Consider the following 22553-nt stretch of genomic DNA (forward strand, 5'->3'; position numbering starts at 1 on the left):
AACCCTCTCCCCGCAGGCGGGGAGAGGGAGCGCGCCGTGCAGAAACCCATGCGCACCGATCTGTTCGATTTCGATCTGCCGGCGAGCAGCATCGCGCTGCGGCCGGTGAGCCCGCGCGATGCCGCGCGGATGCTCGTGGTGCGTCCCGGCGCGGCGCTGCAGGACCGGATCGTGCGCGACCTGCCGTCTTTGCTGCAGCCGGGTGACCAACTCGTTGTCAATGATACGCGCGTGATCGCGGCCCAACTCACCGGCCGCCGGATCGGCCGCACGACCGAGCCGAGGATCGAGGCGACGCTGATCAAGCGGCTCGACGGCTCGCGCTGGCAAGCGCTGGTCAAGCCGGCGAAGAAGCTCGCCGAGGGCGATGTCGTCCGCTTCGGTCATGACGGCCGGGTCTGCCTGCTGGGTCATCTCGACGCCACGGTAGAGGCCAAGGGCGATGCCGGCGAAGTGACGCTGGCTTTTGTATTTCACGGGCCAGCGCTCGATCAGGCGATCGCCGAACTCGGCGCGACGCCGCTGCCGCCCTACATCGCCTCCAAGCGCGCGCCGGACGATCAGGACGCGGCCGACTACCAGACCATGTTCGCGGCCAACGAAGGCGCCGTCGCTGCGCCGACCGCGGGGCTGCACTTCACGCCGGAGCTCGACGCGGCGCTCGCGGCGCGGGGCGTGGCGTTGCACCGGGTGACGCTGCATGTCGGGGCGGGAACGTTCCTGCCGGTGAAGACCGACGACACCGCCGAGCATCGCATGCATGCCGAATGGGGCACGATCAGCCGTGACACCGCCGAGGCGCTGAACGCCGCGCGCGCGCAGGGCGGCCGCATCGTCGCGGTCGGCACCACCTCGCTGCGGCTGCTGGAAAGTGCCGCGAGCGACAGCGGCCGGATCCAGCCATTCGCCGACGAGACCGCGATCTTCATCACGCCGGGCTACAAATTTCGCGCGGTCGACATCCTGATGACCAATTTCCATCTGCCGCGCTCGACGCTGTTCATGCTGGTGTCGGCGTTCTGTGGGCTGGATACGATGCAGGCGGCCTACCGCCACGCGATCGAATCCGGCTATCGGTTCTATTCCTATGGCGACGCCAGCCTGCTGTTCCGGGAGCCCGCATGAGCGTGCCGAATCATTTCGACCTGCTCGGGCGCGACGGCGCGGCCCGCACCGGCCGGCTGACCACGCCGCACGGCGTGGTGCGCACGCCGGCCTTCATGCCGGTCGGCACCGCCGGCGCGATGAAGGGATTGCACTGGCGCGAGGTGCGCGACGCCGGCGCCGATATCGTGCTCGGCAACACCTATCATCTGATGCTGCGCCCGGGCGCGGAGCGGATCGCGGCGCTCGGCGGGCTGCAACGCTTCACCACCTGGAACGGCCCGATGCTGACCGATTCCGGCGGCTTCCAGGTGATGTCGCTGGCGCAATTGCGCAAGGTCTCCGAGAAGGCGGTGAACTTCCGCTCGCATATCGACGGCGCCGCGATCGAGCTTTCGCCGGAGCGGGCAATTGAAGTGCAGCTTCTGCTCGGCAGCGACATCGCGATGCAGCTCGATGAATGTGTACGGCTGCCGGCGGAGCGGGCCGACATCGAGCGCGCGATGCAACTGTCGCTGCGCTGGGCCGAGCGCTGCAAGCGCGCGTTCGAACAGGCACCCGAAGGCCACATGCTGTTCGGCATCGTCCAGGGCGGCGACGTGCCGGAACTGCGCCATGCCAGCGCGCGCGGGCTGATCGAACTCGGCTTCCACGGCTATGCGATCGGCGGCCTCGCCGTCGGCGAGCCGCAGGAGGTGATGCTGGCGATGATCGAGGAGGCGGCGCCGATCCTGCCGGCCGACCGGCCGCGCTATCTGATGGGCGTCGGCACACCCGAAGACATGCTCGAAGCGGTGGCGCGCGGCATCGACATGTTCGATTGCGTGATGCCGACCCGGAACGGACGCCACGGCGTCGCGTTCACACGGTTCGGACCGGTCAATCTGCGCAATGCCCGCCACGCCGACGACCCGCGGCCGCTGGACGAGGCGAGCGACTGGCCCTCGACCCGCAACTGCTCGCGGGCCTATCTGCATCATCTTGTGAAATCAGGCGAAACGCTCGGCGCGATGCTGCTGTCGGAGATCAACATCGCATACTATCAGCGGCTGATGCGCGATATGCGTGAAGCGATCGCGCGCGGGTCGTTCGAGACGTTTCGGATGCAGACCCGGGCCGGCTGGGAGCAGGGCGATATCGCATCAAGAGACCCCGCATGACCGCGAGGAACGCAGCGCCGAGATCAGTTACAGGCGAAGCGTTTCATCGAATGCTTGGTTACAAAGCCATACCCACAGGTGTCGCAGGTCCAGAGATAGCTGACCATGCTCTCCGTCAGAAACGCAGAGGCTTCCGCCGCGACCATCGAATCTGCGCAGACCGGGCAGGTCGGCATATCGTTTCCACGCGGTGCAGGACGAGGGGCTGTGGTCGACAGAACTTCAGCGATCGCTGGCATCGTGACCTCCTCAACATCCAGTGGATTGAGCAGTGGACTTAGCTTTCCGTTGCACGAACTATACACTAGGAACTCTGACGATGTCGCAACACAAATGCGTTCGTTTTGAGAAAATCGATTCTGCATTGCAGCGCGACTGCGGCAGAGTGGAAGCGTGTCGAGTTGTTGCCGGTTTTGCTGGCTTATCCGCGTACAATGTCCTCGGAGCTGCCGCGTGCAATGCATCGTGAACGGTTCGTTGCCACGTCGCGTCAAGTCTTCGCGAAAACTTCGTCGTACTGCTTATCTCGTAGTCGTTTCGTTGCTCGTTCTGACTCAAGTCTCATCGAAGAGGACACCATGTCTCAGCCGCCCCGCCGCCCGCGCACATTGAACGATGCCCGCACCGAGGCTGAAGCCGCTTTCAAGAAAGTGACGACCAAGCCCGTCCAGGCGCCGGTTGTTCAGAAGCGCGCGCTTCCCGGCATCAAGGAAATGGTCTCGCTGCGGATCGATCAGGACGTGCTCGAACACTTCCAGGCCGACGGTCCCGGCTGGCAGGAGCGTATCAACGCCGCGCTGCGCAAGGCGGCGGGACTGTAGGCGTCAGGTGTTGGCGCGTGCGGCGGTCGTCGACCGCACCGTGCGCAGGTTGAGAAGGTTTCCGGCGAGGATCAGCGCCGCGCCGAGCACGGTGTAGGCGTCGAGCCGTTCGCCGTAGAGCAGCCAGCCGGCGGTCGCGCTCAGCGGCACGCGCAGGAAATCCATCGGCACCACCACGGTGGCGTCGGCATAGGACAGCGCCCGCGCCATGCAGTAGTGCGAGAACGTGCCGCAGAACGCGATCACCACGATCCAGATCCAGCCGTAGGCGGAAGGCCACTGCCAGACATACAGCGCCGGAAGGAAGCCCAGCGCGGACTGGATGATCAGCATCCAGAAGATGATCGTCAGGGTGCTCTCGGTTCGCGTCAGCGATTTGACCAGTGTGATCGTGACGGCAAAGCCGAACGCAGCGCCCAGCGCGATCAACTGGCCTGGCTCGATTGCGCCCGCGGTGGGGCGGACGATCACGACGACGCCGACAAGCCCGAGCGCGACGGCGGTGATCTTCCAGACGTTCAGGCGCTCGCCCAGGAAGATCGCCGCGAGGATCGCGATCCAGATCGGCATGGTGAACTCGATCGCGACGACCTGGCCGATCGGGATCAGCGTCAGCGCGAAGAACCAGCCGAGTTGCGCGGCATAGTGCACCAGATTGCGGGCGAGGTGCGGCAGCGGCCGCGCCGTCGCCATTGTGGCAAAGCCGCCGGCGGCGCGCACCAGCGGATACAGCATCGCAAAGCCGATCAACGAACGCAGTTCCATGACCTGGAATACGTTCAGCTCGCGCAATGTCTCGCGACCGGCGACCGCGATGATCACCATCAGGCTGAGCCAGCCGGACATCCACAGCGCGGCCATGCTCTTCGAAGGTTGTCGGGTCATCGGCGGATTGTTCTGCTGTTCTGATCGCCAAGCGTTTCCGCTTGCTCTATCGGCGACCGTGCCAGGATTGGCAACCCATGCGAACGCAGATCGGCGTGGTTGATTTCCGGCGGCGCCTGTGCCCGACTGGGCAGAAGAGCCGCGCAAGCCGGCTCGCAGACAAAGGGAGGATGAGTGATGCGGACCTTGCAGCCGGCCGACTGGACGAAGCCCCGCGGATTTTCGCACGGCGTTGCCTTCATCGGGCCGGGCCAATGGCTGGTGCTGGCCGGCCAGACCGGCACCAACGACAAGGGCGAGTACGAATCGGACGATCTGGCCGCACAGGTTGGCGCGGCTCTAAAGCGGATCGTGACACTGCTCGCCGAGGCTGCCGCGGGCCCGGAGCACATCGTCCGGCTGACCTGGTATCTCACCAGCCGCGAGGACTACGCCGCCGCAGGCCCCGGCATTGCCGCGGCGTGGCGCGATACGCTGGGGCGGCACTTCCCGCCCTCGACCTTGCTCTACATTTCCGGGCTGGTCGATCCGCGCGCCAAGGTCGAGATCGAGGTGACGGCGTTCGTGCCGGCGAGGTAGTGCGACAGTCGTGAACCGCCCTTGCAAGGCCGGCGGGATTCGGTCAACAAGCCGCCAGCTTGCAAGGAGTTCGATCGATGACCCAGCGTTCCACCTCGGCGGATTTCGTCACCGCCTTCGCCACCGGCTGGCCGGAGAACCAGCCCGATGTGATGATCCTGTCGCTGACCACGCAGAAGGGCGTTCAGGATTTCGCGCTGACCAAGGATCAGGCGCTGCTCGTCGCCAAGACGATGAAGCGGACCGCGACGCAACTGGCCGCATCGAAGCAGCAGGCGTGAACGGCGGCTGCTGCGGCACTCCACGGTCGGATAACCGGTATCAGATAACGCGGTATCAAAAGCAAAGACCGGGCTCCATGGGAGCCCGGTCTTGTAACTCAGCTCGAAGGAGCCGAATCAGCCGACGTTGACGGTCGAGGTGATCGCCGCGGTCTTGCCGTTCCAGTACTTCGGGAACCAGGTGGTGTTGCTGAGAACAGCGGCGTGCACCAGGATCGCGATCACGGTGACGCTGCCGAGCAGCAGGGGCAGGCCGACGGTCGGGCTGACCACAGTCCAGATTCTACCTTGATTCATGGTCAATACTCCTTAGTGCAGCCAGGGCGAGTAAACGTAGGCGAGGAAGTGAGCGACGATCGCGATCGCACCGAAGATGCGGGTGCCATCGATGACGTGCTTGTGGAGCTCTTCCGACTCCTCGACCGACAGGCCGGTCAGCGTCTTTTCAGCCATTTTGAAAACCTCAAACGAGTTGTTCTGTGAATCGAACGGCCGCAAAGCAGCGCTCGATGGGGGCAGTGTGATCGAGACCGTGATCGACAACATTGCGCAGGAACAATTTTTCGTGAGTACAAAAGTCGTAGATGCGGCGCTGATCGGTAGATAGATAGCGATCCGAGTGCGTCAGGCTGTCGCGCGGGGCGCGTTGGTCGCGAATCGTTCGTCTTGCGGCTGCGCCGGCAGCACCGAATGGGCGCGGGCGTGGTCGATCACCTCCGCCAGCAGCTTGATCCCGAGCGGCGCCAGCGCGCGTTCCCATAGCTCCCGGGCGGTCTCGCCCTTCTGCACGAAGCACCATTCCTGCAGCGCGATCGCGCCGGCATCCATCCGGTCGGCGAGGTGATAGACCGTGCCGCCGGTGATCGGGTCGCCCTCGCGGATGGTCCATTCCACCGCGGCGATGCCGCGGTGCCGCGGCAGCAGCGACGGGTGATAGCCGATGCCGCCGAGCCGGGACGCCGCCAGCGCGTCGCGGCCGACCCGGGCATGGCAGTGCGCGGCGACGATCAGGTCGGTGTCGGGCGCGATCTCCGCAGCGGTGACGAGCTTGGGGCTGGCCTGCACCGTCACCGCAATCCCGGCCGCCTCGGCCGCCAGAGCCAGACGGTCGCCGCCGTCAGCCACCACCACGCGCGGCACCGAGACGCCACGGCTGCGCAGCATCTCCAAAGTGGCCACGCCGAAATGTCGCGAGCCGACGAGGGTGATGCGCAAGGGGAGATCCTCTGGGAAAGGGGGCTGTGTTCTGGCCTCTGAGGCCCGCGTGAGATCGACAATCCGCTCGGCACGGATTGTCACCCATGTCTCAGATGCGATCCGTCACCCGGTCTCAAGGCAAGACAACGGCAGGACACGGCGAATGTGGTGAGCGCGGAGGGACTCGAACCCTCGACCCCATGATTAAAAGTCACGTGCTCTACCGGCTGAGCTACGCGCTCACGTGCCGGGCTGTGTAGGGGGCGGGGGCGCGCCGGTCAATAGCTGTGGGCGGGGTGAATGTTCCCCGCGTGTGACGAATTGGTCCGAACACACAGATATTTACGGCCAGCTTCTCGTCCAACCAATCAGCCGCCGGTGCGGCTGAAAAAGGCTCACGCGGCGTCGTGGTGGATCTCCTGGACGACCTTCTGCCGCGCCGGGATCGCCGGCGGCAGCGTCACCGGCCTCAATCCGATCAACTCGGCAGTGCGGACGCGGGTGTCGGTCCACCACTGGAACGAATTGATTCGTGAGTTCTCGAGGATCGCGATGGCCACCGCGGCGAGGAACGGCAGACTCTGCAACACCAGCACGCCGGCGAAGATGTAGATCTCGTGAATCTGGCGGAAGGAGTTCGAGGCGATCAGGACGCCGGCGCCGATCAGTAGCAGCACGCCGATCACGGCTTCCCAGAACGCCTGGAATTCGACCGACATCAGGGTCAGGCCACCCTTGGATGTGCGGGCGAAAGCGAGGTGCTCGGTGATCAGCCCCTGGGCGACGGCGCGCGACACCGTCCACTGCACCGACATCGCGGCGATCATGGCGCCCAGCATCCGCGGCGTGTTGATCTTCACCCGCAGCCGGTACAGCACGAGGAAGTGGGCCAGGGTCACGATGAAAGACGCGATGATCGGCAGTGTCAGGATCTTGTCGGGAATCGCGATGTCGGCGAAGGCGACGATCGGCACCCAGACCAGATTGAGGATCGCCACCACCACGCCGAGGCTTTCGGCGCCGAGCCAGTTCAGCCAGCCGAGGCCGAATTCGCGTTTCTGATCCTGTGACAGCCGGCTGTTGCCCGGCAGGAACCGGCGCCAGTGCTTCTTGATGATCTGGAAGCCGCCATAGGCCCAGCGGTGGCGCTGCTTCTTGAACGCCTCGTAGGTGTCCGGCAGTAGGCCGTAGCCGTAGCGGGTGTTGGTGTAGTGGGTAAGCCAGCCGTGCTCCATGATCTCGAGGCCGAGGTCCGAATCCTCGCAGATCGTGTCGCTCGACCAGCCACCGGCCATGTCCATCGCGGCGCGGCGGATCAGGCACATCGTGCCGTGCACGATGATGCCGTTGACCTCGTTGCGCTGGACCATGCCGATGTCGAAGAAGCCGGCATATTCGCCGTTCATGATGTAGTGCATCAGCGAACGATCGCCGTCGCGATGCTCCTGCGGGGCCTGGACGAGGCCGACCCGCGGATCGTCGAACGCCGGCACGAGGTCTTTCAGCCAGTCCGGCGTCACCACATAGTCGGCATCGATGATGCCGATGATCTCGGCATCGGCGGCGGTGCGCTCCATTGCGATACGCAACGCGCCGGCCTTGAATCCCTGCACCTTCTCGGCATTGATGAACTTGAAGCGCTCGCCGAGTTCGCGGCAATGGTCCTGGATCGGCTGGGTGAAGGCCGGGTCCGGCGTGTTGTTGATGATCACCACGCATTCGAAGTTCGGATAGTCGAGCTTGGCCACCGCATCGAGCGTCTGCTTCAGCATCTCCGGCGGCTCGAAATAGGCCGGGACGTGGATCGACACCTTGGGGAAGTGCACCGGCTCGCCCTTGGCCAGCGCCGCGGCCTGCGTCTTCTCCTGGGCTTCGGTCATCGCGCGGGTGATCAATCGCCGCGGCTTGCGCCCGAACGCGACCACCGCGATTTCCTCGATCCGCGCCAGCGCGATCGCGACCAGCGGGACCAGCAGAATCATGCCGAGCGTCAGTGCAAAGGCGGAGCCGAACAGGAAGTAATGCCCGGCCCAATAGGCGAACACGGTGGCGACCCAGGCGCCGACGCCATGCGCGGCCGACGACAACAGCAGCGTCTGCATCGCCGTGGGGGCGGCAAGCTGCAGGATCGGCAGCGACAGCAGGATGCCGACCAGCAGCGCGATGCCGGCGAGCTTCCAATAGTCCGGATCGACCACCGGGCCGGTCCAGGCGAATTTCGGCTCACGGGACGCGTTGAGAATGCCCCAGTACGGACCGACGCCGCCCTCGAAGAACTTCCAGGGCTGATCGATCGCCTCGACGATGTTGTATTCCATCCCGATGGCTTCGGCGCGGCTGACGAAATTGCGCAGCGTCACCGCCTGTTCGAACGGGCCGGGGATCGCCGATTTGAGATTGTAGCCGGCGCTCGGCCAGCCGAATTCGGCAATCACGATGCGCTTGCCGGGGAAGGCGTCACGCAGTTTCTGGTAGATAATCAGCGCCTGATCGACCGCCTGCTTGTCCGAAAACCCTTCCCAATAGGGCAGGATGTGCGCGGCGATGAAGTCGACCGAGGATGCCAGTTCGGGATTCTCGATCCAGATGTTCCAGATCTCGCCGGTGGTGACCGGGACGTTGACCTGGCTCTTCACGCGCTGGATCAGCTTGATCAGGTCCTCGACCTTCTGGTCGGCGCGGTAGATGGTTTCGTTGCCGACGACGATGCCGTTGACGTTGCTGTTGCGCTTGGCGAGCTCGATGGCCGCCTGCATTTCGCGCTCGTTGCGGTCGGTGAACTTGTCGATCCAGGCGCCGACCGTGACCTTCAGCCCGACTTCATTGGCAATCGGAGGCACCAGCTCGACGCCGCCGGTCGACGAGTAAAGTCGAATCGCCCGGGTCATCGGAGCCAGCGTTTTCAGGTCGCTGCGGATCCGCTCGGCGCTCGGAATATTGTCGACGTCGGGGTGAGCAGAGCCATCAAATGGCGCGTAGGACACGCTCGGCAGAATGCCGGAAAAGTCGGGGGCTTTCTGTTTGTCCCTGAGGATGCCCCAGAGACCGGCGTGAGCGGCGGTGACGAAAAGCAGAACAGCGACGACGGCGCGCATCGCGACTAAACCATACGGGGGCCAGATGGCTGGTCAGCGGACCCGTCCCCGAGGTCCGACCAAGGCGGTAGCAATTCAAGCATAGCGCTCGGCCCCGTTGGCGATCAATTCATACGCCGCCGTGGCGATTTAAGGGCGGACACACGCCAACCGCAAAAATTTCCGAACGTTCCGAACTGCGCCGGCCTATTTCGCCGGCGCAGGATTGGCAGCAGGATTTTGCGCTGGCGTCGCCGGAGCGGCGGGCTGCGGATTCGCCGCCGGCTTGCCCGCAGGTGCCGCCGGAGCCGCGGTTGCCGCTGCAGGCTGTGGCTGTGCGGTCGGATTGATCCAGCAGGCGTGGACGCGCCCGCTGAGGCCTTCCGGCACCTTCGGATCGATCGGACCGGAGCGGACCAGGCAGCGGAACGCGGCCTGGATGTGGCCGGTCGGGCAGCCGAAGCGGTCGTACAGGTCGAGATGGCGGAACGCGGTGTCGAGGTCGTCGCGCCACATCAGCACCACGACGCGGCGGCCGAGCCAGACGCATTCCGGATTGCCGGCGGGTCCGTTGATCGCCTGCGCGGCTTCGACGAATTCGTCGGTCTTGCGCTGGCTTTCCTTGAGTGCGTCGGCAGGCGCCTGCGCCGGCTGATTGGCGTTGGCTGCGGGCTTGTTGTTCTGATCCTGGGCGCGCAGATCGCCGCTCTGGGCGATCGCGCCGCCGATCCCGATCAGCAGCGCAAGTCCGGTCGCGGCCAGACCGCGCCACAGCGCGTTCCGGAACTCAAGGATTACTCGTCGCATAGCGTCCCCGATCTGTTGGCCGGGCCATGACGGCCTCGGTCCCCATCGCCCGATGCCACCTGAAATCGTCGCCGATGCGGCGTGACCCCTGCACGATTCCCATGGCGGACATTCCGGGATTTGTCCAGCAATGACAACTGATCGCCGACGAGATGTCGACGAATTCATGTTGCTTAACGCGCGTTCATGTCGGCGCTCCGGAGGTTGCGTCAGCTTATGCCCTTGGCAGATCGCCTGTGAGCGGGTAATCGACGGTCATTCTGGAGGACGGAACCCATTACTTTTCGCACGCCGCTGGCGCTTCTCCCGATTTCTCTCGGCATCATCTTCGGCGTCTGGTGGTGGATCGCCACGCCGGTCAATCTCGCGCGCGCGCCGATCGATCCGAACGCCAAGCTCGAATGCGTGTCGTATGCGCCGTTCCGCGGTGCGCAGACGCCGCTCGATCCGACAACACGGATCGGCGCCGATCAGATCGAGCAGGATCTGGCGCAACTCGCCAAGATCTCGAAATGCGTCCGGACCTATTCGGTCGACAACGGCCTCGAGCAATTGCCGGCGATCGCGGCCAAGGTCGGCCTCAAGGTGCTGCAGGGAATCTGGCTCGGCAACGAGCGCGCCAAGAACCTGGCGCAGATCGCCATCGCGGTCGGCCTGGCCAAGGACTATCCGGACGTCATCAGCGCGCTGGTCGTGGGCAACGAAGTGTTGCTACGCGGCGAGATGACGGCGGGCGATCTCGCTGCGACGATTCGTCTGGTCAAGTCGCAGGTGAAGACGCCGGTCACCTACGCCGACGTCTGGGAATACTGGCTGCGCAATCGCGAGATTTACGAGGCGGTGGATTTCGTCACGATCCACATCCTGCCGTATTGGGAGGACCTGCCGATCCGTGCGCGCAATGCCGCGGCGCATGTCGATCAGATCCGCAAGCGCGTCGCGGTCGCATTCCCGGCCAAGGAAATCCTGATCGGCGAGACCGGCTGGCCGAGCGCTGGGCGGATGCGCGAGGGCGCGCTGCCGTCTCGCACCAATCAGGCGCGCGTCGTTTCGGAAATTCTCGGTCTCGCCAAGGCGGAGAATTTCCGTGTCAATCTGATCGAGGCCTACGACCAGCCATGGAAGCGCGATCTCGAGGGCACGGTCGGCGGTTACTGGGGCCTGATCGACGCGGACAATCGCGAACTGAAATATCCGGCTGGCGTGCCGATCAGCAATTTCCCGAAGTGGAAGCTGTCGATGGCCGCCGGCATGGGGCTCAGCGTGGTGATCTTTGCGACCGCGATGCTGACGTTGCGCCGCAGACCCTGGTCGCCACGGCTGGCCTCATGGCTTGCCGTGGGCGTGTCGGCGACTGCGGGCGGCGTGCTGCTCGGCATCGCCGTCGACAAGATGCTGGTGGAGAGCTACGGCTGGGGCCGCTGGCTGCAATGGGGATTGCTGCTGGCCAGCGGCGTGCTGACGCCAATACTGGCGGCGCATGCGCTGATGGTCGGCCGGGCGGTCCCGACGTTCCTCGAACTGTTCGGCCCTCGGGAGGATCGCAGCAGATCGTTCCTGACCTACGCGCTGGGATTGTCGGTTGTGGTGACCACGCTGATCGGCGCGCAGACGGCGCTCGGCTTCACCTTCGATCCGCGCTATCGCGATTTTCCGTTCGCCTCGCTGACGATGGCGGTGCTGCCGCTGTTCCTGCTGATGCTGCTGAACCGGCCGCAACAGGGCGTGCGGCCGATCGCCGAGGCGGTGTTCGCCGGGGTGTTCGCGGTCTGCGCGCTCTACACGGTGTTCAACGAAGGGCCGAAGAACTGGCAGTCGCTGTGGACCTGCGCGGTCTATTTTATGCTGGCGCTCACGCTGTGGCGGGCGCGGGCCGTGCAAATCCCAAGATAAGCAAGCCGATCGCGATCCCCGACAGGGCGATGTTGTAGAGCACGATGCCGAAGCCGGCGGCCACCAGACCCGCGGTCAGCAGCACGATCGACGGCCGGATGAAGTGCAGCACGGCGATCACCACCGCGGCGATTCCGAACACGGAATTGCGGAACAGGTAGGTCATCAGCAGCCGCGTCTTGCACAGCATCGATTGCAGACCGGCGTCGCAGGCGAGCGCCACGGTCGAGAGTTCGATCGCGAGATAGCGCAGATACAGCGCATAGCCCACGGTGAGAAAGCCGACGATCAGGAGCCACTGCACCTGATACGGGGTGAGGCGGAAGGGGCGTTTTTTCATTCTGAGATTATGCAGCGGTTCGCGGCTGCGAACAACCCGCTGCGGTGGTCGGGCTCAGTCGGACCTCAGCGGATGCCGAGAAACGTCGACAGCGACGCCGGCTTCGGCGCCGGCTGCGGCTCCGGTGGGGGCGGCGGCGGCTCGGGGGCGGCGGTGACTTTGGGGGGGCGCTTGCGCGGCATCCGGGGCGGCGGTGCGGTCGAGGTCAGCGGCAGGCGCTGACCGTCGAACACCGATGTCTCGCAGGCGCGATCGGCGGCGCCGAGCGTGGCGCAAAGCCTGGCCGCCGCCGCGGCGTCGTTGAGCGGACCGACGACCAACCGGAGCTGACCGCCGCTGGCGTTTTCCTTGACCATAATGATCGGCCGCATGTCCTTCAGCTCCGTGTGAGCCTTCGACATCCGGCGCCAAAGATTGCGCAGCCCCTCGACCGAATTCGCTCCGCCCAGTTCGGCACCGAACTCGGTGCGGGGAACGACGACCGGCGTCTCATCGGGTGAGTCGGCCTCCGGCTCGCTCTGCGGATTGCCGGGCCCCAGGGGCTGCAGGAGCTTGCCCGCGGCGGAATCCGGCGGCGCCAGCATCGAACGGGACGCCATCAAGGGGGGCGCTGGCACGATCGCGGCCAGGGCGGTCTTGTCGAGGCGTTTGGCTTCCGCCTCCGGGGCGGGTGGCGAGGCCGGAACAACGGAGGGCGACGTAACGGGAGATGCCGCTGCGGCGACGATCGGGGCCGGCGATTCAGGCTGATCGATCTTGGGAGACGGCGAAGCCGTTTCAGAGGCTGCCGCGGCGGTGGCGCGTTTGGATGGAGAGGGGGGTGACTGCGCGGCCGCAGCCGATGGCGGCACTGACGGGGGTGCCTGCGCGCTTGATTTGGAATCGACCGCTGCGATCCGCGGCCCCGACGGCTCCTTGACCGGAATCTCCGGGAGCGCCGCCGCGGCTGCCTTGTCGTGACCCGACGTCGGCTTGGTGGAGGCCTGCACCCGCGCGATCGAACCCGTCACCGATTCGAGTCCCTGCTCGAGCGAGCCGAGCCGCGAATAAAGACGGTCGCGATCGCTGTTGAGCGTCTCAATGGCTGCGGCAAGCCGGCTGGCCTCGCTCTGGCTCTCCCTGGCCAGCCGCTGAATCTGCTGCGATTGCCGTGCCAGATCGACGGCGGCGACCTGGTCGCGCTTGCGGTCGATCGCGGTCTGGCTGGCCAGGATCGCGATCACCAGCGCGCCGATCGAACCGGCCGCCCATGATGCCAGCCGCCATTTGGCGCGGGTGTCGAGGTCTTCCTCATCCGCCAGGAAGCGCGTCAGCCATCCGCCCGATTCGTCGGCGGCAAAACTGTCCGCCAGATCATCGCTGTTCCTCGCCATCCGAACGTTCGAAGCCCCTGTCGCCCCAGCGAATCATGCCACCAACAATAACAGGGAACGTCGGCTTGATGCAGCCGGCCGGGCATTTTCGGTCCCCGAGGCGGTTTCCCCTTGGGCCGAAAACCCTTTATGAGAGCTGCACATCGACGGCACGGGATTTGAGATGACGACGAGAACCAGCCTGACGATCGTGCTTGCGGCCGGAGAGGGCACGCGGATGCGGTCGTCGCTACCCAAGGTGCTTCACCCGGTGGCCGGGCGGCCGCTGCTCGCCCACGTTCTGGCCGCCGCACCGCACGGCGAAGGCGACAAACTCGCCGTGGTGGTCGGGCCCGATCACCAGGCGGTGGCCGACGAGACCAGTCGGCTCCGCCCGGATGCGGAGACCTATGTGCAGGCGGAGCGTCTCGGCACGGCGCATGCGGTGCTCGCGGCGAAGGACGCGATTGCGCGCGGCGCCGACGATCTGCTGATCGCCTTCGGTGACACCCCGCTGATTTCGTCGGAGACTTTCGCCCGCTTGCGCGAGCCGCTGCGGAACGGTTCGGCGCTGGTGGTGCTGGGCTTCCGCGCAGTCGATCCGACCGGCTACGGCCGGCTGGTGGTCGAGGCCGGCCAGTTGGCCGCGATCCGCGAGCAGGCCGACGCCGGCCCGGCCGAACTGGCGATCACGCTGTGCAATGCCGGCGTGATGGCGATCGACGGCCGCATCGCGCTCGAGGTGCTCGAGCAGATCGACAACGCCAACAAGAAGGGCGAGTACTACCTGACCGACGCAGTCGGCATCGTGCGAAAGCTCGGACTGACTGCGAGCGTGATCGAGACCGACGAAGACGAAGTCCGCGGCATCAACACCAAGGCGCAACTCGCCGAAGCCGAAGCGGTGATGCAGACGCGGCTGCGCCAGGCGGCGATGGCCGCCGGCGTGACGTTGATATCGCCGGAGACGATTCATCTCGCGGCTGACACGACATTCGGCAAGGACGTCACGATCGAGCCGTTCGTGGTGATCGGCCCCGGCGTCAGCATCGGCGACGGCGCGGTGGTCCATTCGTTCTCGCACATCGTCGAAACGTCGCTCGGCAAGAAAACCTCGATCGGTCCCTATGCGCGGCTGCGTCCGGGCACCTCGCTCGGCGACGGCGCCAAGATCGGCAACTTCGTCGAGACCAAGGCGGCGCAGATCGACGCCGGCGCCAAGGTCAATCATCTCACCTATATCGGCGACGCGCATATCGGCGCCGGCGCCAATATCGGCGCGGGCACGATCACCTGCAATTATGACGGCTACAACAAGCATCGCACCGAGATCGGCGCCGGCGCCTTCGTCGGATCGAATTCTTCGTTGGTCGCGCCGATCACGATCGGTGTGGGCGCTTATATCGGTTCGGGATCGGTCATCACCAGAAACGTGCCGGACGATGCGCTCGCGGTCGAGCGTAACGACCTGAGCGTGCGCGAGGGCTGGGCGAAGCGGTTTCGTGAAGCCAAGGCGCGCGTGAAGAAGCCCAAAGAGAGTTGACATCCGGCTGATGCGATTGGTTAACGCCCCGTCGCTTAACCCTGTCGCAATTCGCAATAAATATTGACTACCTGTGGTTTTGGCGAACTCGCTACATATCAGGTGACGCCGGACCGTGCCGGCATTCGGGGGTATTCAACCGCATGTGCGGCATCATCGGCATTCTGGGGCGCGGACCGGTTGCGGAGCAACTGGTCGACTCATTGAAACGGCTCGAATATCGCGGCTATGATTCCGCCGGCGTGGCTACGCTGGAGGGAATGCATCTCGAACGCCGCCGTGCCGAAGGCAAGCTGAAAAACCTCGAGGCGCGGCTCAAACGCGAGCCGCTGAGCGGTCATGCCGGCATCGGCCACACGCGTTGGGCGACGCACGGCAAGCCGAACGAGACCAATGCGCATCCGCACGCCGCTGCCGGCGTCGCCGTGGTTCACAACGGCATCATCGAGAATTTCCGCGAACTGCGTACCGAACTCCAGGCCGGCGGCGCAGATTTCGCGAGCGAGACCGATACCGAAGTCGTCGCGCATCTGGTGAGCGCCTACATCCGCAACGGCGCGTCCCCGGCGGATGCTGTGAAGGCGGCGCTGCCGCGGCTGCGCGGCGCGTTCGCGCTGGCGTTCCTGTTCGAGGACCACGACGATCTGATGATCGGCGCGCGCAAGGGCTCGCCGCTCGCGATCGGTTATGGCGACGGCGAGATGTATCTCGGCTCCGACGCGATCGCGCTGGCGCCGCTGACCGACGATATCAGCTATCTCGAAGACGACGACTGGGTGGTGCTGACCCGGAGCGGCGCGGAAGTCCACGATGCCAAGGGTGACATCGTGGAGCGCGGCGTGATGAAGTCCGGCGCGTCGTCTTTCGTCGTCGACAAGGCGAACTATCGCCACTTCATGGCGAAGGAAATTCACGAGCAGCCGGAAGTCGTCGGCCATACGCTGGCGCGTTATCTCGACATGGCGACCGAGCGGGTGTCGCTGCCGACGAAGCTGCCGTTCGACTTCAAGGATATCCAGCGGATCTCGATCACCGCCTGCGGCACCGCGAATTACGCGGGCTATATCGGCAAATACTGGTTCGAGCGGTTCGCGCGGCTGCCGGTCGAAATCGATATCGCCTCCGAGTTCCGCTATCGCGAGGCGCCGCTGCGCAAGGGCGATCTGGCGATCTTCATCTCGCAATCCGGTGAGACCGCCGACACGCTGGCGGCGCTGCGCTACGCCAAGGAGCAGGGGCTGCACACGCTGTCGGTGGTCAACGTGCCGACCTCGACGATCGCCCGCGACAGCGAAACCGTGATGCCGACGCTGGCCGGCCCGGAAATCGGCGTGGCCTCGACCAAGGCGTTCACCTGCCAACTCACGGTACTCGCCGCGCTGGCAGTAGCGGCGGGCCGGGCCCGCGGCGAATTGTCTGCGCAGGACGAAACCAAGCTGGTTCACGGCCTGATCGAGTTGCCGCGACTGATGGCGGCGGCGCTCGCGACCGAGCATCAGGTCGAGCGGCTGGCGCGGGACATCGCGAAGTCCCAGGACGTGCTCTATCTCGGCCGCGGCACCAGCTATCCGCTGGCGCTGGAAGGTGCGTTGAAGCTCAAGGAAATCTCCTACATTCACGCCGAAGGCTACGCCGCCGGCGAACTCAAGCACGGCCCGATCGCGCTGATCGACGAGAAAATGCCGGTGGTGGTGATCGCGCCCTACGACCGCGTGTTCGAAAAGACCGTGTCGAACATGCAGGAGGTCGCGGCCCGCGGCGGCCGGATCATCCTGATCACCGACGCCAAGGGTGCCGAGGAGGCGACGGTGGAGTCGCTGGTGACCATCGTGATGCCGGACATGCCGGCGGCTTTCACGCCGCTGGTGTATGCGATCCCGGTGCAACTGCTCGCCTACCATACGGCCGTCGTGATGGGGACCGACGTCGACCAGCCCCGCAATCTGGCGAAGTCGGTGACCGTCGAATAGGCGTAGGCGGCCGTTCTATCCACACCCCGGCTGTTGTTGAGACGGCACGAAACCCCTATATCGGAACCATCCGGCGCGGGCGCTCGGCCTGCTTCAGGCACAGCACACCGATCGGTCCATACGGGCCGGTCATTGTCTGCTAGGCTGGACGTGCGCATCGTGGCTTTGCTGCGAATTTGGATGTATTCGACCTGGAAGCCTGATGAACGATCAACCAAGCCTGGATCTCGGTGAGAACGTCCCGGACCCGCCGCGTGGGTTCATGGGGCGCCTGCGGAACTATTTCCTGACCGGTCTGGTCGTCGCAGGCCCGGTTGCGATTACCTTTTATCTGACCTGGTGGTTCGTGAACTGGGTCGACGGCTTCGTCCGTCCGCTGGTGCCGCCGGATTATCGTCCCGAGACTTATCTGCCGTTCGCGATCCCGGGCTCAGGGCTGGTCGTTGCCTTCGTGGCGCTGACGTTGCTCGGCTTCCTCACCGCCAATCTGATCGGGCGGACCCTGGTGGATCTCGGCGAACGGTTGCTCGGCCGGATGCCGGTGGTGCGCGCGATCTATCGCGGCCTGAAACAGGTGTTCGAGACGCTGTTCGCGGGCAACGGCTCGAGCCTGCGAAAGGTCGGCCTCGTCGAATTTCCCTCGCCGGGAATGTGGTCGATCGTGCTGATTTCGTTGCCGCCGAATCCGGAGGTCGCTTCGCGGATTCCAAGCCACGACGAGCACATCTCGGTGTTTCTGCCGTGCGCCCCGAACCCGACCACGGGCTTCTTTTTCTACGTGCCGAAGAGCAAGGTCATCAGTGTCGACATGAGCGCCGAAGAGGCCGCGACGCTGATCATGTCGGCCGGCGTGGTGCAGCCCGGCTCCGATCCGCAGCGCAAGATCGCGGCGCTGGCCGCCACCGCACTCGCCGCCAAGAAAGCGGCCGGCGAGCCGGAATCGGCGTTTTCGCGCCGACGGGTGAAGGCGCCGGACAAGGTCGACTGACCGCGTCAGTCCTTCAATCGAATCCCGGACATCTTCATCGAAGCGTAGGTCGGCCGGCGGCGATCATGACGTCGTCTCGGCCGCGATCGCCGGTGATGCGCTACTCCTTTGTAGGCGAGATTATGCGAACATTGCCTGCGAGGCTTTCGCTCGCAGAATCCAGCCGGCAAAATCAGCCGATGCGAGAGAGGCTCATGCCTGCCGCAGGCGTGAGCGCGCGCCGAACATTATCGAGACATCTGCGCCGGTCGGACTGTCCTTGATTTCAACGCGACCGCCGTGCAATCGCGCGATCTCACGGACCAGGTTGAGGCCGAGTCCGGCGCCGCGTGTGCCGGAGCTTGACCGATAGAACGGCTCGAACACGCGCTCGCGATCCGCTGGGGGCACGCCGGGGCCCTCATCGCTCACCGATAGTTCCGTCGGGCTCACACGAACCAGGATTCGTCCGCGCCGGCCGCCATATTGGATCGCGTTCTGGATCAGATTGGCGATCGCTCGCTCCAGCGCGCCTTCGTCGCCCGGCATCGTGACGTGGCCGACGGTGTTGTCGAATCCGATTTCGTAGCCGGCTGCGATGGCCAGCGGTGCGAGATCGGCCGTCACGCGCCTTGCGATATCGACCAGATCGACCGCCGTCGATGGCGCCGCCGTTTGCTTGATACGTTCGACATCCAGAAGTTGGTCGGCCAAGGTCGATAGCCGTTTGACATCCTCCAGCAACCGGTCGGTTTGCGGTCCGGGCTCCAGCGACTCGATACGGGTCTGCAGGATAGCAATCGGCGTTCGCACTTCATGGGCGGCGTTCGCCAGGAACAACTCGCGACGCTCCAATCCTTCGTCGAGGCGCCGCAACGCATCGTTGACGGCGCGCACCAATGGCACGATCTCGCTAGGCACCAGATCAAGGGAAAGCTGCGTGCCCCGCCGGTCGATGTCGATCGCCTCGGCCTCCGCCGCGGCGGTCGCGAGTCCGGCCAGCGAGCGACGCACGACCATCGGGGTCGCGATCAGCGTCGCCAGCGCCATCACGATGGTGACCGGAAGAACGATGCTGGCCAGCAACGCGGCGACAACGCCGGCAAACCGATGAAAGGGCACCGTGCCGCCGGCGCCGGCCAGAATCTGGAGCTTGCCGCCGGGCGCGTCGACCCAGCGCATCCGTGCCGTGCCGCGTGGCGCCTCGCCGCCAGTCCAGCCGAGGCGGGCCTGTCCGACCGCGTCGAGGGCATCGCCGATCCGGGCAAATTCGGCCGGCACCTCGCCGCGCGAGACCGAATGCCCGGATTTGTCTCTGACCAGAAACCAAGGCTCGGGCAGCGCAGCTAATTGTCTTGCCAGCATCGGCGTCTGCCGGAGGGTCAGCCCGCCCGACTCATCGCGCGCGACCGCATCCCTGATCGCATTGATGGTTTGATCTTCAGCCTCGGGCGGCACCACAAAGCCGCCCGCCCACACCGCGCCGATCCACACGACCGTCAGGGTCGCGAGAATCATCGCCTGCAGCGCGACTAGGCGGCGGACCAATAGCCATCGCAACGAGGTGCGCGGAGCCGTCGTCATGGCGACCGGTTGATCAGATAGCCGATGCCGCGAACGGTGTGGATCTCGACGCCGGCATCGGCGTCGATCAACTTCCGGCGCAGCCGCGAGATATGGGTGTCCAGTGCGTTCGACTGGATTTCGTCGTCGAAGCCATAGACCGCGTGGTCCAGCGCGGCGCGTGCGACGGTTCGGCCGGATCGTCGCAGCAGCGCTTCGAGCACCAGCAGTTCGCGTCGCGGCAGGTTGAGATTGACGCCGGCGACGCTCGCCTGGCGATGGGCGCCGTCGAAGCAAAGGCGGCCCAGCTTGAGGATCTCCTCCGACAGGCCGCTTGGCCGGCGCAGCACCGCGCGCAGCCGGGCCAGCAACTCGGCGATTGCAAATGGCTTGCCCAGATAATCGTCGGCTCCGCTATCCAGTCCCGCAACGCGCTCGGCGAGGTCGCCGCGCGCCGTCAGCACGATGATGGGGGTCATCAGGCCCTTTGCTCTCAGCGTGGGGATGAGCGAGAGCCCATCGCCGTCGGGCAGTTGCCGGTCCAGCAGGATCGCGCAGTAGCGGTTGCCGGTCAGGGCCTCATCGGCCAGACCCAGCGTCGCGACCCGATCGACCACCATGTCGTGGTTGCGCAGCGCGGCGGCCAGCGCTGACGCCATCTCGGGTTCATCCTCCACCAGCAACACACGCACAGCAGAACCCTTCCGATCTCGTCGGGATTCGGTTTATCCGGCGTACATTGCGTCAACGTTACGCAGCGCCGGAGCGAACGCCTCATCCGGCGCCGAGCAGCGGGATCGCCTCGTCGCGCTCGTAGAGATACAGCAGACAGCGCAGCGCCTCGCCTGACTCACCTTGCAACTTCGGATTGTCCTTCAGAATCCGCAGCGCTTCGTCGCGGGCCTGCGTGATCAACTGGCCGTGCACCTCGGAGCGCGCGATCCGGTAGCCGGGTAGGCCGCTCTGGCGGGTGCCGAGCACATCGCCTTCGCCGCGCAGCTTGAGATCTTCCTCGGCGATTCGAAAGCCGTCGGTGGTTTCGCGGATCACCCGCAGCCGCGCCGCCGACATCTCGCCGAGCGGCTCCTTGTACAGCAGCAGGCAGGTCGAGGCCTCGCTGCCGCGGCCGATCCGGCCGCGCAATTGGTGCAGCTGCGCCAGCCCAAAGCGCTCGGCGTTCTCGATCACCATGATGCTGGCTTGTGGCACATCGACGCCGACCTCGACGACGGTGGTCGCCACCAGCACGCTGATCTCGCCGCTCGCGAATTGCGCCATCACGCGGTCCTTGTCGGCGCCCTTCATCCGGCCATGGACCAGGCCGACCTGATCGTCGCCGAAGCGTTGGCGCAACGACTCGAAGCGCTGTTCGGCGTCGGTCAGTTTGACGTTTTCGGATTCCTCGACCAGCGGGCAGATCCAGTACACGCGCTTGCCGGCGGCGATGGCGCGACCGATCCCGTCGATTACTTCGGGCAGCCGACTGTCGGTGAGTGCGCGGGTGTCGATCGGTTGCCGGCCGGCCGGCTTCTCGCGTAGTTCGGAGACGTCCATGTCGCCGAAATAGGTCAGTACCAGCGTGCGCGGAATCGGCGTGGCACTCAGCACCAGGACATCGACGGCATCGCCCTTCGAGGTCAGCGCCAGCCGCTCGCGGACGCCGAAGCGATGCTGCTCGTCGACCACCGCCAGCGCCAGCGATTTGTAGATCACGTCGTCCTGGATCAGCGCGTGGGTGCCGACCAGGAAATCGATCTCGCCGCTTTCGAGCCGTGCCAACAATTCGCGGCGCTCCTTGCCTTTCTCGCGGCCGGTCAGGATCGCAACCTGCATGCCGGCGCGCTCGGCCAAAGGCGCGATGGTCTTGATGTGCTGGCGGGCGAGGATTTCGGTCGGCGCCATCAGCGCGGCCTGCTTGCCCGCCTCGGCCACGGCGGCGGCGGCGAGCAGCGCCACCACGGTCTTGCCGGAGCCGACGTCGCCTTGCAGAAAGCGCAGCATCCGCACCGGCTGGGTGAGATCCCCGGCGATTGCGGCCGCCGCTTCCTGCTGCGACGTCGTCAGCGCATAGGGCAGCGCGTCGATGATCTTGTGACGCAGCCGGCCATCGCCGGCATTGCGCGCGCCGGCCGGGCGACGGAGCTGCGCGCGCACCAGCGCCAACGCCAGCTGTCCGGCGAGCAGTTCATCATAGGCGAGCCGCGACCAGAACGGGCCGTCGGGGAGGATGTCGGTCGGCTCATTCGGAACATGGACGCGCTGCAGGGACTCCGCGAAGGAGGGAAACTTGCAGCGCCGCAACACCTCGGGGCTGATCCATTCCGGCAGCGCCGGCAGTCTGGTCAGCGCCTGCGCCACTGCGCGGCGCAGCGAGCCGATCGCCAGCCCTTCGGTCAGCGGATACACCGGATCGATCTTGGGCAGCTTCGCGAAGCCTTCCTCGTCGACGACGCGGTCCGGATGCACGATCTGCAGCGTGCCGTCGTAGAGCTGGCCGGTGCCGGAGACGTAGCGCTTTTGGCCGACCGGCAGCAGCTTCTCGACGAATTCCGGCTTGGCGCGGAAGAACGTCAGGATCACGTCGCCGGTGTCGTCGCTGGCATAGACCAGATAGGGCGCGCGTGAGCGGCCGGGCGGCGGCGGCCGATGGCGGTCGACGGTGACTTCCAGCGTGACCACGGTGCCGGGTTGGGCGTCGCGGATCTTCGGCCGGGAGCGGCGGTCGATCACGCTGACCGGCAGATGCAGCAGCAGATCGACCAGCCGCGGAGTGTCGTCGCGGTCGAGCAGGTAGCGGAACAGCTTGTCCTGCTTCGGGCCGACGCCGGTGAGGCCGGTGACCGGGGCGAACAGGGGATTGAGCAGAGCAGGGCGCATCGAACCGGCTCGGTTGGGCGGACATTTGCGGCAGGCTTGAATGCATTTCGCGTCGATTGCAATGCGCCAGGGCGGGCTGACATCCGCTGCGCCGACCGCTATATCAACCCCGCCCGGCACGTCCGGGCTTTCCGCGTTCA

The 22553-nt window shown here is 65.6% G+C and carries 21 protein-coding genes and 1 tRNA gene; 9 read left to right on the plus strand and 13 right to left on the minus strand.

Annotated features, from left to right (window positions below):
* Positions 1–48 precede the first annotated feature (48 nt).
* Together queA and tgt are read left to right on the plus strand one after the other, a co-directional pair.
* Positions 49–1125: a tRNA preQ1(34) S-adenosylmethionine ribosyltransferase-isomerase QueA gene (gene queA, locus ACTZWT_RS04230; protein ID WP_444769194.1), complete on the plus strand. Its 1077-nt coding sequence runs from the start codon at positions 49–51 to the stop codon at positions 1123–1125.
* The gene (tgt, locus tag ACTZWT_RS04235; protein ID WP_444768479.1) at positions 1122–2264 is read left to right on the plus strand and encodes a tRNA guanosine(34) transglycosylase Tgt; all 1143 of its coding nucleotides are present in this window, start codon (positions 1122–1124) and stop codon (positions 2262–2264) included. Before queA ends, tgt begins: the two co-directional genes overlap by 4 nt.
* Positions 2265–2287: 23 nt before the next feature.
* Here tgt and ACTZWT_RS04240 read toward each other — a convergent pair whose 3' ends face one another.
* Complete coding sequence (locus tag ACTZWT_RS04240) at positions 2288–2503, minus strand: hypothetical protein (RefSeq protein ID WP_444768480.1); 216 nt, start codon at positions 2501–2503, stop codon at positions 2288–2290.
* Positions 2504–2842: 339 nt separating this feature from the next.
* Here ACTZWT_RS04240 and ACTZWT_RS04245 point away from each other — a divergent pair, with 339 nt between their 5' ends.
* Complete coding sequence (locus ACTZWT_RS04245) at positions 2843–3085, plus strand: BrnA antitoxin family protein (RefSeq protein WP_444768481.1); 243 nt, start codon at positions 2843–2845, stop codon at positions 3083–3085.
* A gap of 3 nt (positions 3086–3088) precedes the next feature.
* Here the strand turns inward: ACTZWT_RS04245 and ACTZWT_RS04250 are convergent, their stop codons facing one another.
* A complete protein-coding gene (locus ACTZWT_RS04250; RefSeq protein WP_444768482.1) occupies positions 3089–3970 on the minus strand; it encodes a DMT family transporter in 882 nt (293 codons plus the stop codon).
* 177 nt (positions 3971–4147) lie between these two features.
* On the opposite strand from ACTZWT_RS04250, the gene ACTZWT_RS04255 reads away from it, so the two are divergent.
* Both ACTZWT_RS04255 and ACTZWT_RS04260 read left to right on the plus strand, forming a co-directional pair.
* Positions 4148–4549 (plus strand): RidA family protein, encoded by a 402-nt coding sequence (locus tag ACTZWT_RS04255; RefSeq protein ID WP_444768483.1) that lies wholly within the window; start codon positions 4148–4150, stop codon positions 4547–4549.
* 77 nt (positions 4550–4626) lie between these two features.
* Entirely contained in the window at positions 4627–4830 is a 204-nt protein-coding gene (locus ACTZWT_RS04260; RefSeq protein WP_444768484.1) for a hypothetical protein, read from the plus strand.
* A gap of 117 nt (positions 4831–4947) precedes the next feature.
* Here ACTZWT_RS04260 and ACTZWT_RS04265 read toward each other — a convergent pair whose 3' ends face one another.
* From ACTZWT_RS04265 to ACTZWT_RS04290, 6 genes are all read right to left on the minus strand, one after another.
* Positions 4948–5127 carry a light-harvesting protein gene (locus tag ACTZWT_RS04265; RefSeq protein WP_011503017.1) on the minus strand — a complete coding sequence of 60 codons (180 nt, stop codon included), beginning with the start codon at positions 5125–5127 and terminating at the stop codon, positions 4948–4950.
* 12 nt (positions 5128–5139) lie between these two features.
* Positions 5140–5283 (minus strand): light-harvesting antenna LH1, beta subunit, encoded by a 144-nt coding sequence (pufB, locus tag ACTZWT_RS04270; RefSeq protein WP_011441749.1) that lies wholly within the window; start codon positions 5281–5283, stop codon positions 5140–5142.
* Between the two features lie 171 nt (positions 5284–5454).
* Positions 5455–6045: a formyltransferase family protein gene (locus ACTZWT_RS04275; RefSeq protein ID WP_444768485.1), complete on the minus strand. Its 591-nt coding sequence runs from the start codon at positions 6043–6045 to the stop codon at positions 5455–5457.
* Positions 6046–6193: 148 nt separating this feature from the next.
* A tRNA-Lys gene (locus ACTZWT_RS04280) sits at positions 6194–6269 on the minus strand.
* A gap of 153 nt (positions 6270–6422) precedes the next feature.
* Positions 6423–9122, minus strand: coding sequence for a glycosyltransferase (locus ACTZWT_RS04285; RefSeq protein ID WP_444768486.1), 2700 nt, complete (start codon positions 9120–9122; stop codon positions 6423–6425).
* Positions 9123–9308: 186 nt separating this feature from the next.
* Complete coding sequence (locus ACTZWT_RS04290; protein ID WP_444768487.1) at positions 9309–9908, minus strand: beta-1-3, beta-1-6-glucan biosynthesis protein; 600 nt, start codon at positions 9906–9908, stop codon at positions 9309–9311.
* Positions 9909–10184: 276 nt separating this feature from the next.
* Between ACTZWT_RS04290 and ACTZWT_RS04295 the strand changes: the two genes are divergently transcribed.
* Entirely contained in the window at positions 10185–11801 is a 1617-nt protein-coding gene (locus ACTZWT_RS04295; protein WP_444769195.1) for a glycoside hydrolase family 17 protein, read from the plus strand.
* Here ACTZWT_RS04295 and ACTZWT_RS04300 read toward each other — a convergent pair.
* Together ACTZWT_RS04300 and ACTZWT_RS04305 are read right to left on the minus strand one after the other, a co-directional pair.
* Positions 11761–12141 carry a hypothetical protein gene (locus ACTZWT_RS04300; protein WP_444768488.1) on the minus strand — a complete coding sequence of 127 codons (381 nt, stop codon included), beginning with the start codon at positions 12139–12141 and terminating at the stop codon, positions 11761–11763. The two genes, ACTZWT_RS04295 and ACTZWT_RS04300, sit on opposite strands and share 41 nt — an antisense overlap.
* A gap of 65 nt (positions 12142–12206) precedes the next feature.
* Complete coding sequence (locus ACTZWT_RS04305; protein WP_444768489.1) at positions 12207–13514, minus strand: hypothetical protein; 1308 nt, start codon at positions 13512–13514, stop codon at positions 12207–12209.
* A 163-nt stretch (positions 13515–13677) separates the two neighbouring features.
* Between ACTZWT_RS04305 and glmU the strand changes: the two genes are divergently transcribed.
* The 3 genes from glmU (at position 13678) to ACTZWT_RS04320 (ending at position 17994) form a co-directional block, all read left to right on the plus strand.
* A complete protein-coding gene (gene glmU, locus ACTZWT_RS04310) occupies positions 13678–15036 on the plus strand; it encodes a bifunctional UDP-N-acetylglucosamine diphosphorylase/glucosamine-1-phosphate N-acetyltransferase GlmU (RefSeq protein WP_444768490.1) in 1359 nt (452 codons plus the stop codon).
* 143 nt (positions 15037–15179) lie between these two features.
* Complete coding sequence (glmS, locus tag ACTZWT_RS04315; RefSeq protein WP_444768491.1) at positions 15180–17006, plus strand: glutamine--fructose-6-phosphate transaminase (isomerizing); 1827 nt, start codon at positions 15180–15182, stop codon at positions 17004–17006.
* 202 nt (positions 17007–17208) lie between these two features.
* Positions 17209–17994 carry a DUF502 domain-containing protein gene (locus tag ACTZWT_RS04320; protein WP_444768492.1) on the plus strand — a complete coding sequence of 262 codons (786 nt, stop codon included), beginning with the start codon at positions 17209–17211 and terminating at the stop codon, positions 17992–17994.
* A 192-nt stretch (positions 17995–18186) separates the two neighbouring features.
* Here ACTZWT_RS04320 and ACTZWT_RS04325 read toward each other — a convergent pair whose 3' ends face one another.
* The 3 genes from ACTZWT_RS04325 to recG form a co-directional block, all read right to left on the minus strand.
* On the minus strand, positions 18187–19557 hold the full coding sequence (locus ACTZWT_RS04325; RefSeq protein ID WP_444768493.1) for a sensor histidine kinase: 1371 nt from the start codon (positions 19555–19557) through the stop codon (positions 18187–18189).
* Positions 19554–20228, minus strand: a complete 675-nt coding sequence (locus tag ACTZWT_RS04330) for a response regulator transcription factor (protein ID WP_444768494.1) — start codon at positions 20226–20228, stop codon at positions 19554–19556. The genes ACTZWT_RS04325 and ACTZWT_RS04330 overlap by 4 nt, the downstream gene beginning before the upstream one ends.
* A gap of 82 nt (positions 20229–20310) precedes the next feature.
* On the minus strand, positions 20311–22413 hold the full coding sequence (gene recG / locus ACTZWT_RS04335; protein WP_444768495.1) for an ATP-dependent DNA helicase RecG: 2103 nt from the start codon (positions 22411–22413) through the stop codon (positions 20311–20313).
* Between the last annotated feature and the right edge of the window lie 140 nt (positions 22414–22553).

Origin of the sequence: Rhodopseudomonas sp. NSM, assembly GCF_052445935.1 — a bacterium.
Classification (GTDB): Bacteria; Pseudomonadota; Alphaproteobacteria; order Rhizobiales; family Xanthobacteraceae; genus Rhodopseudomonas.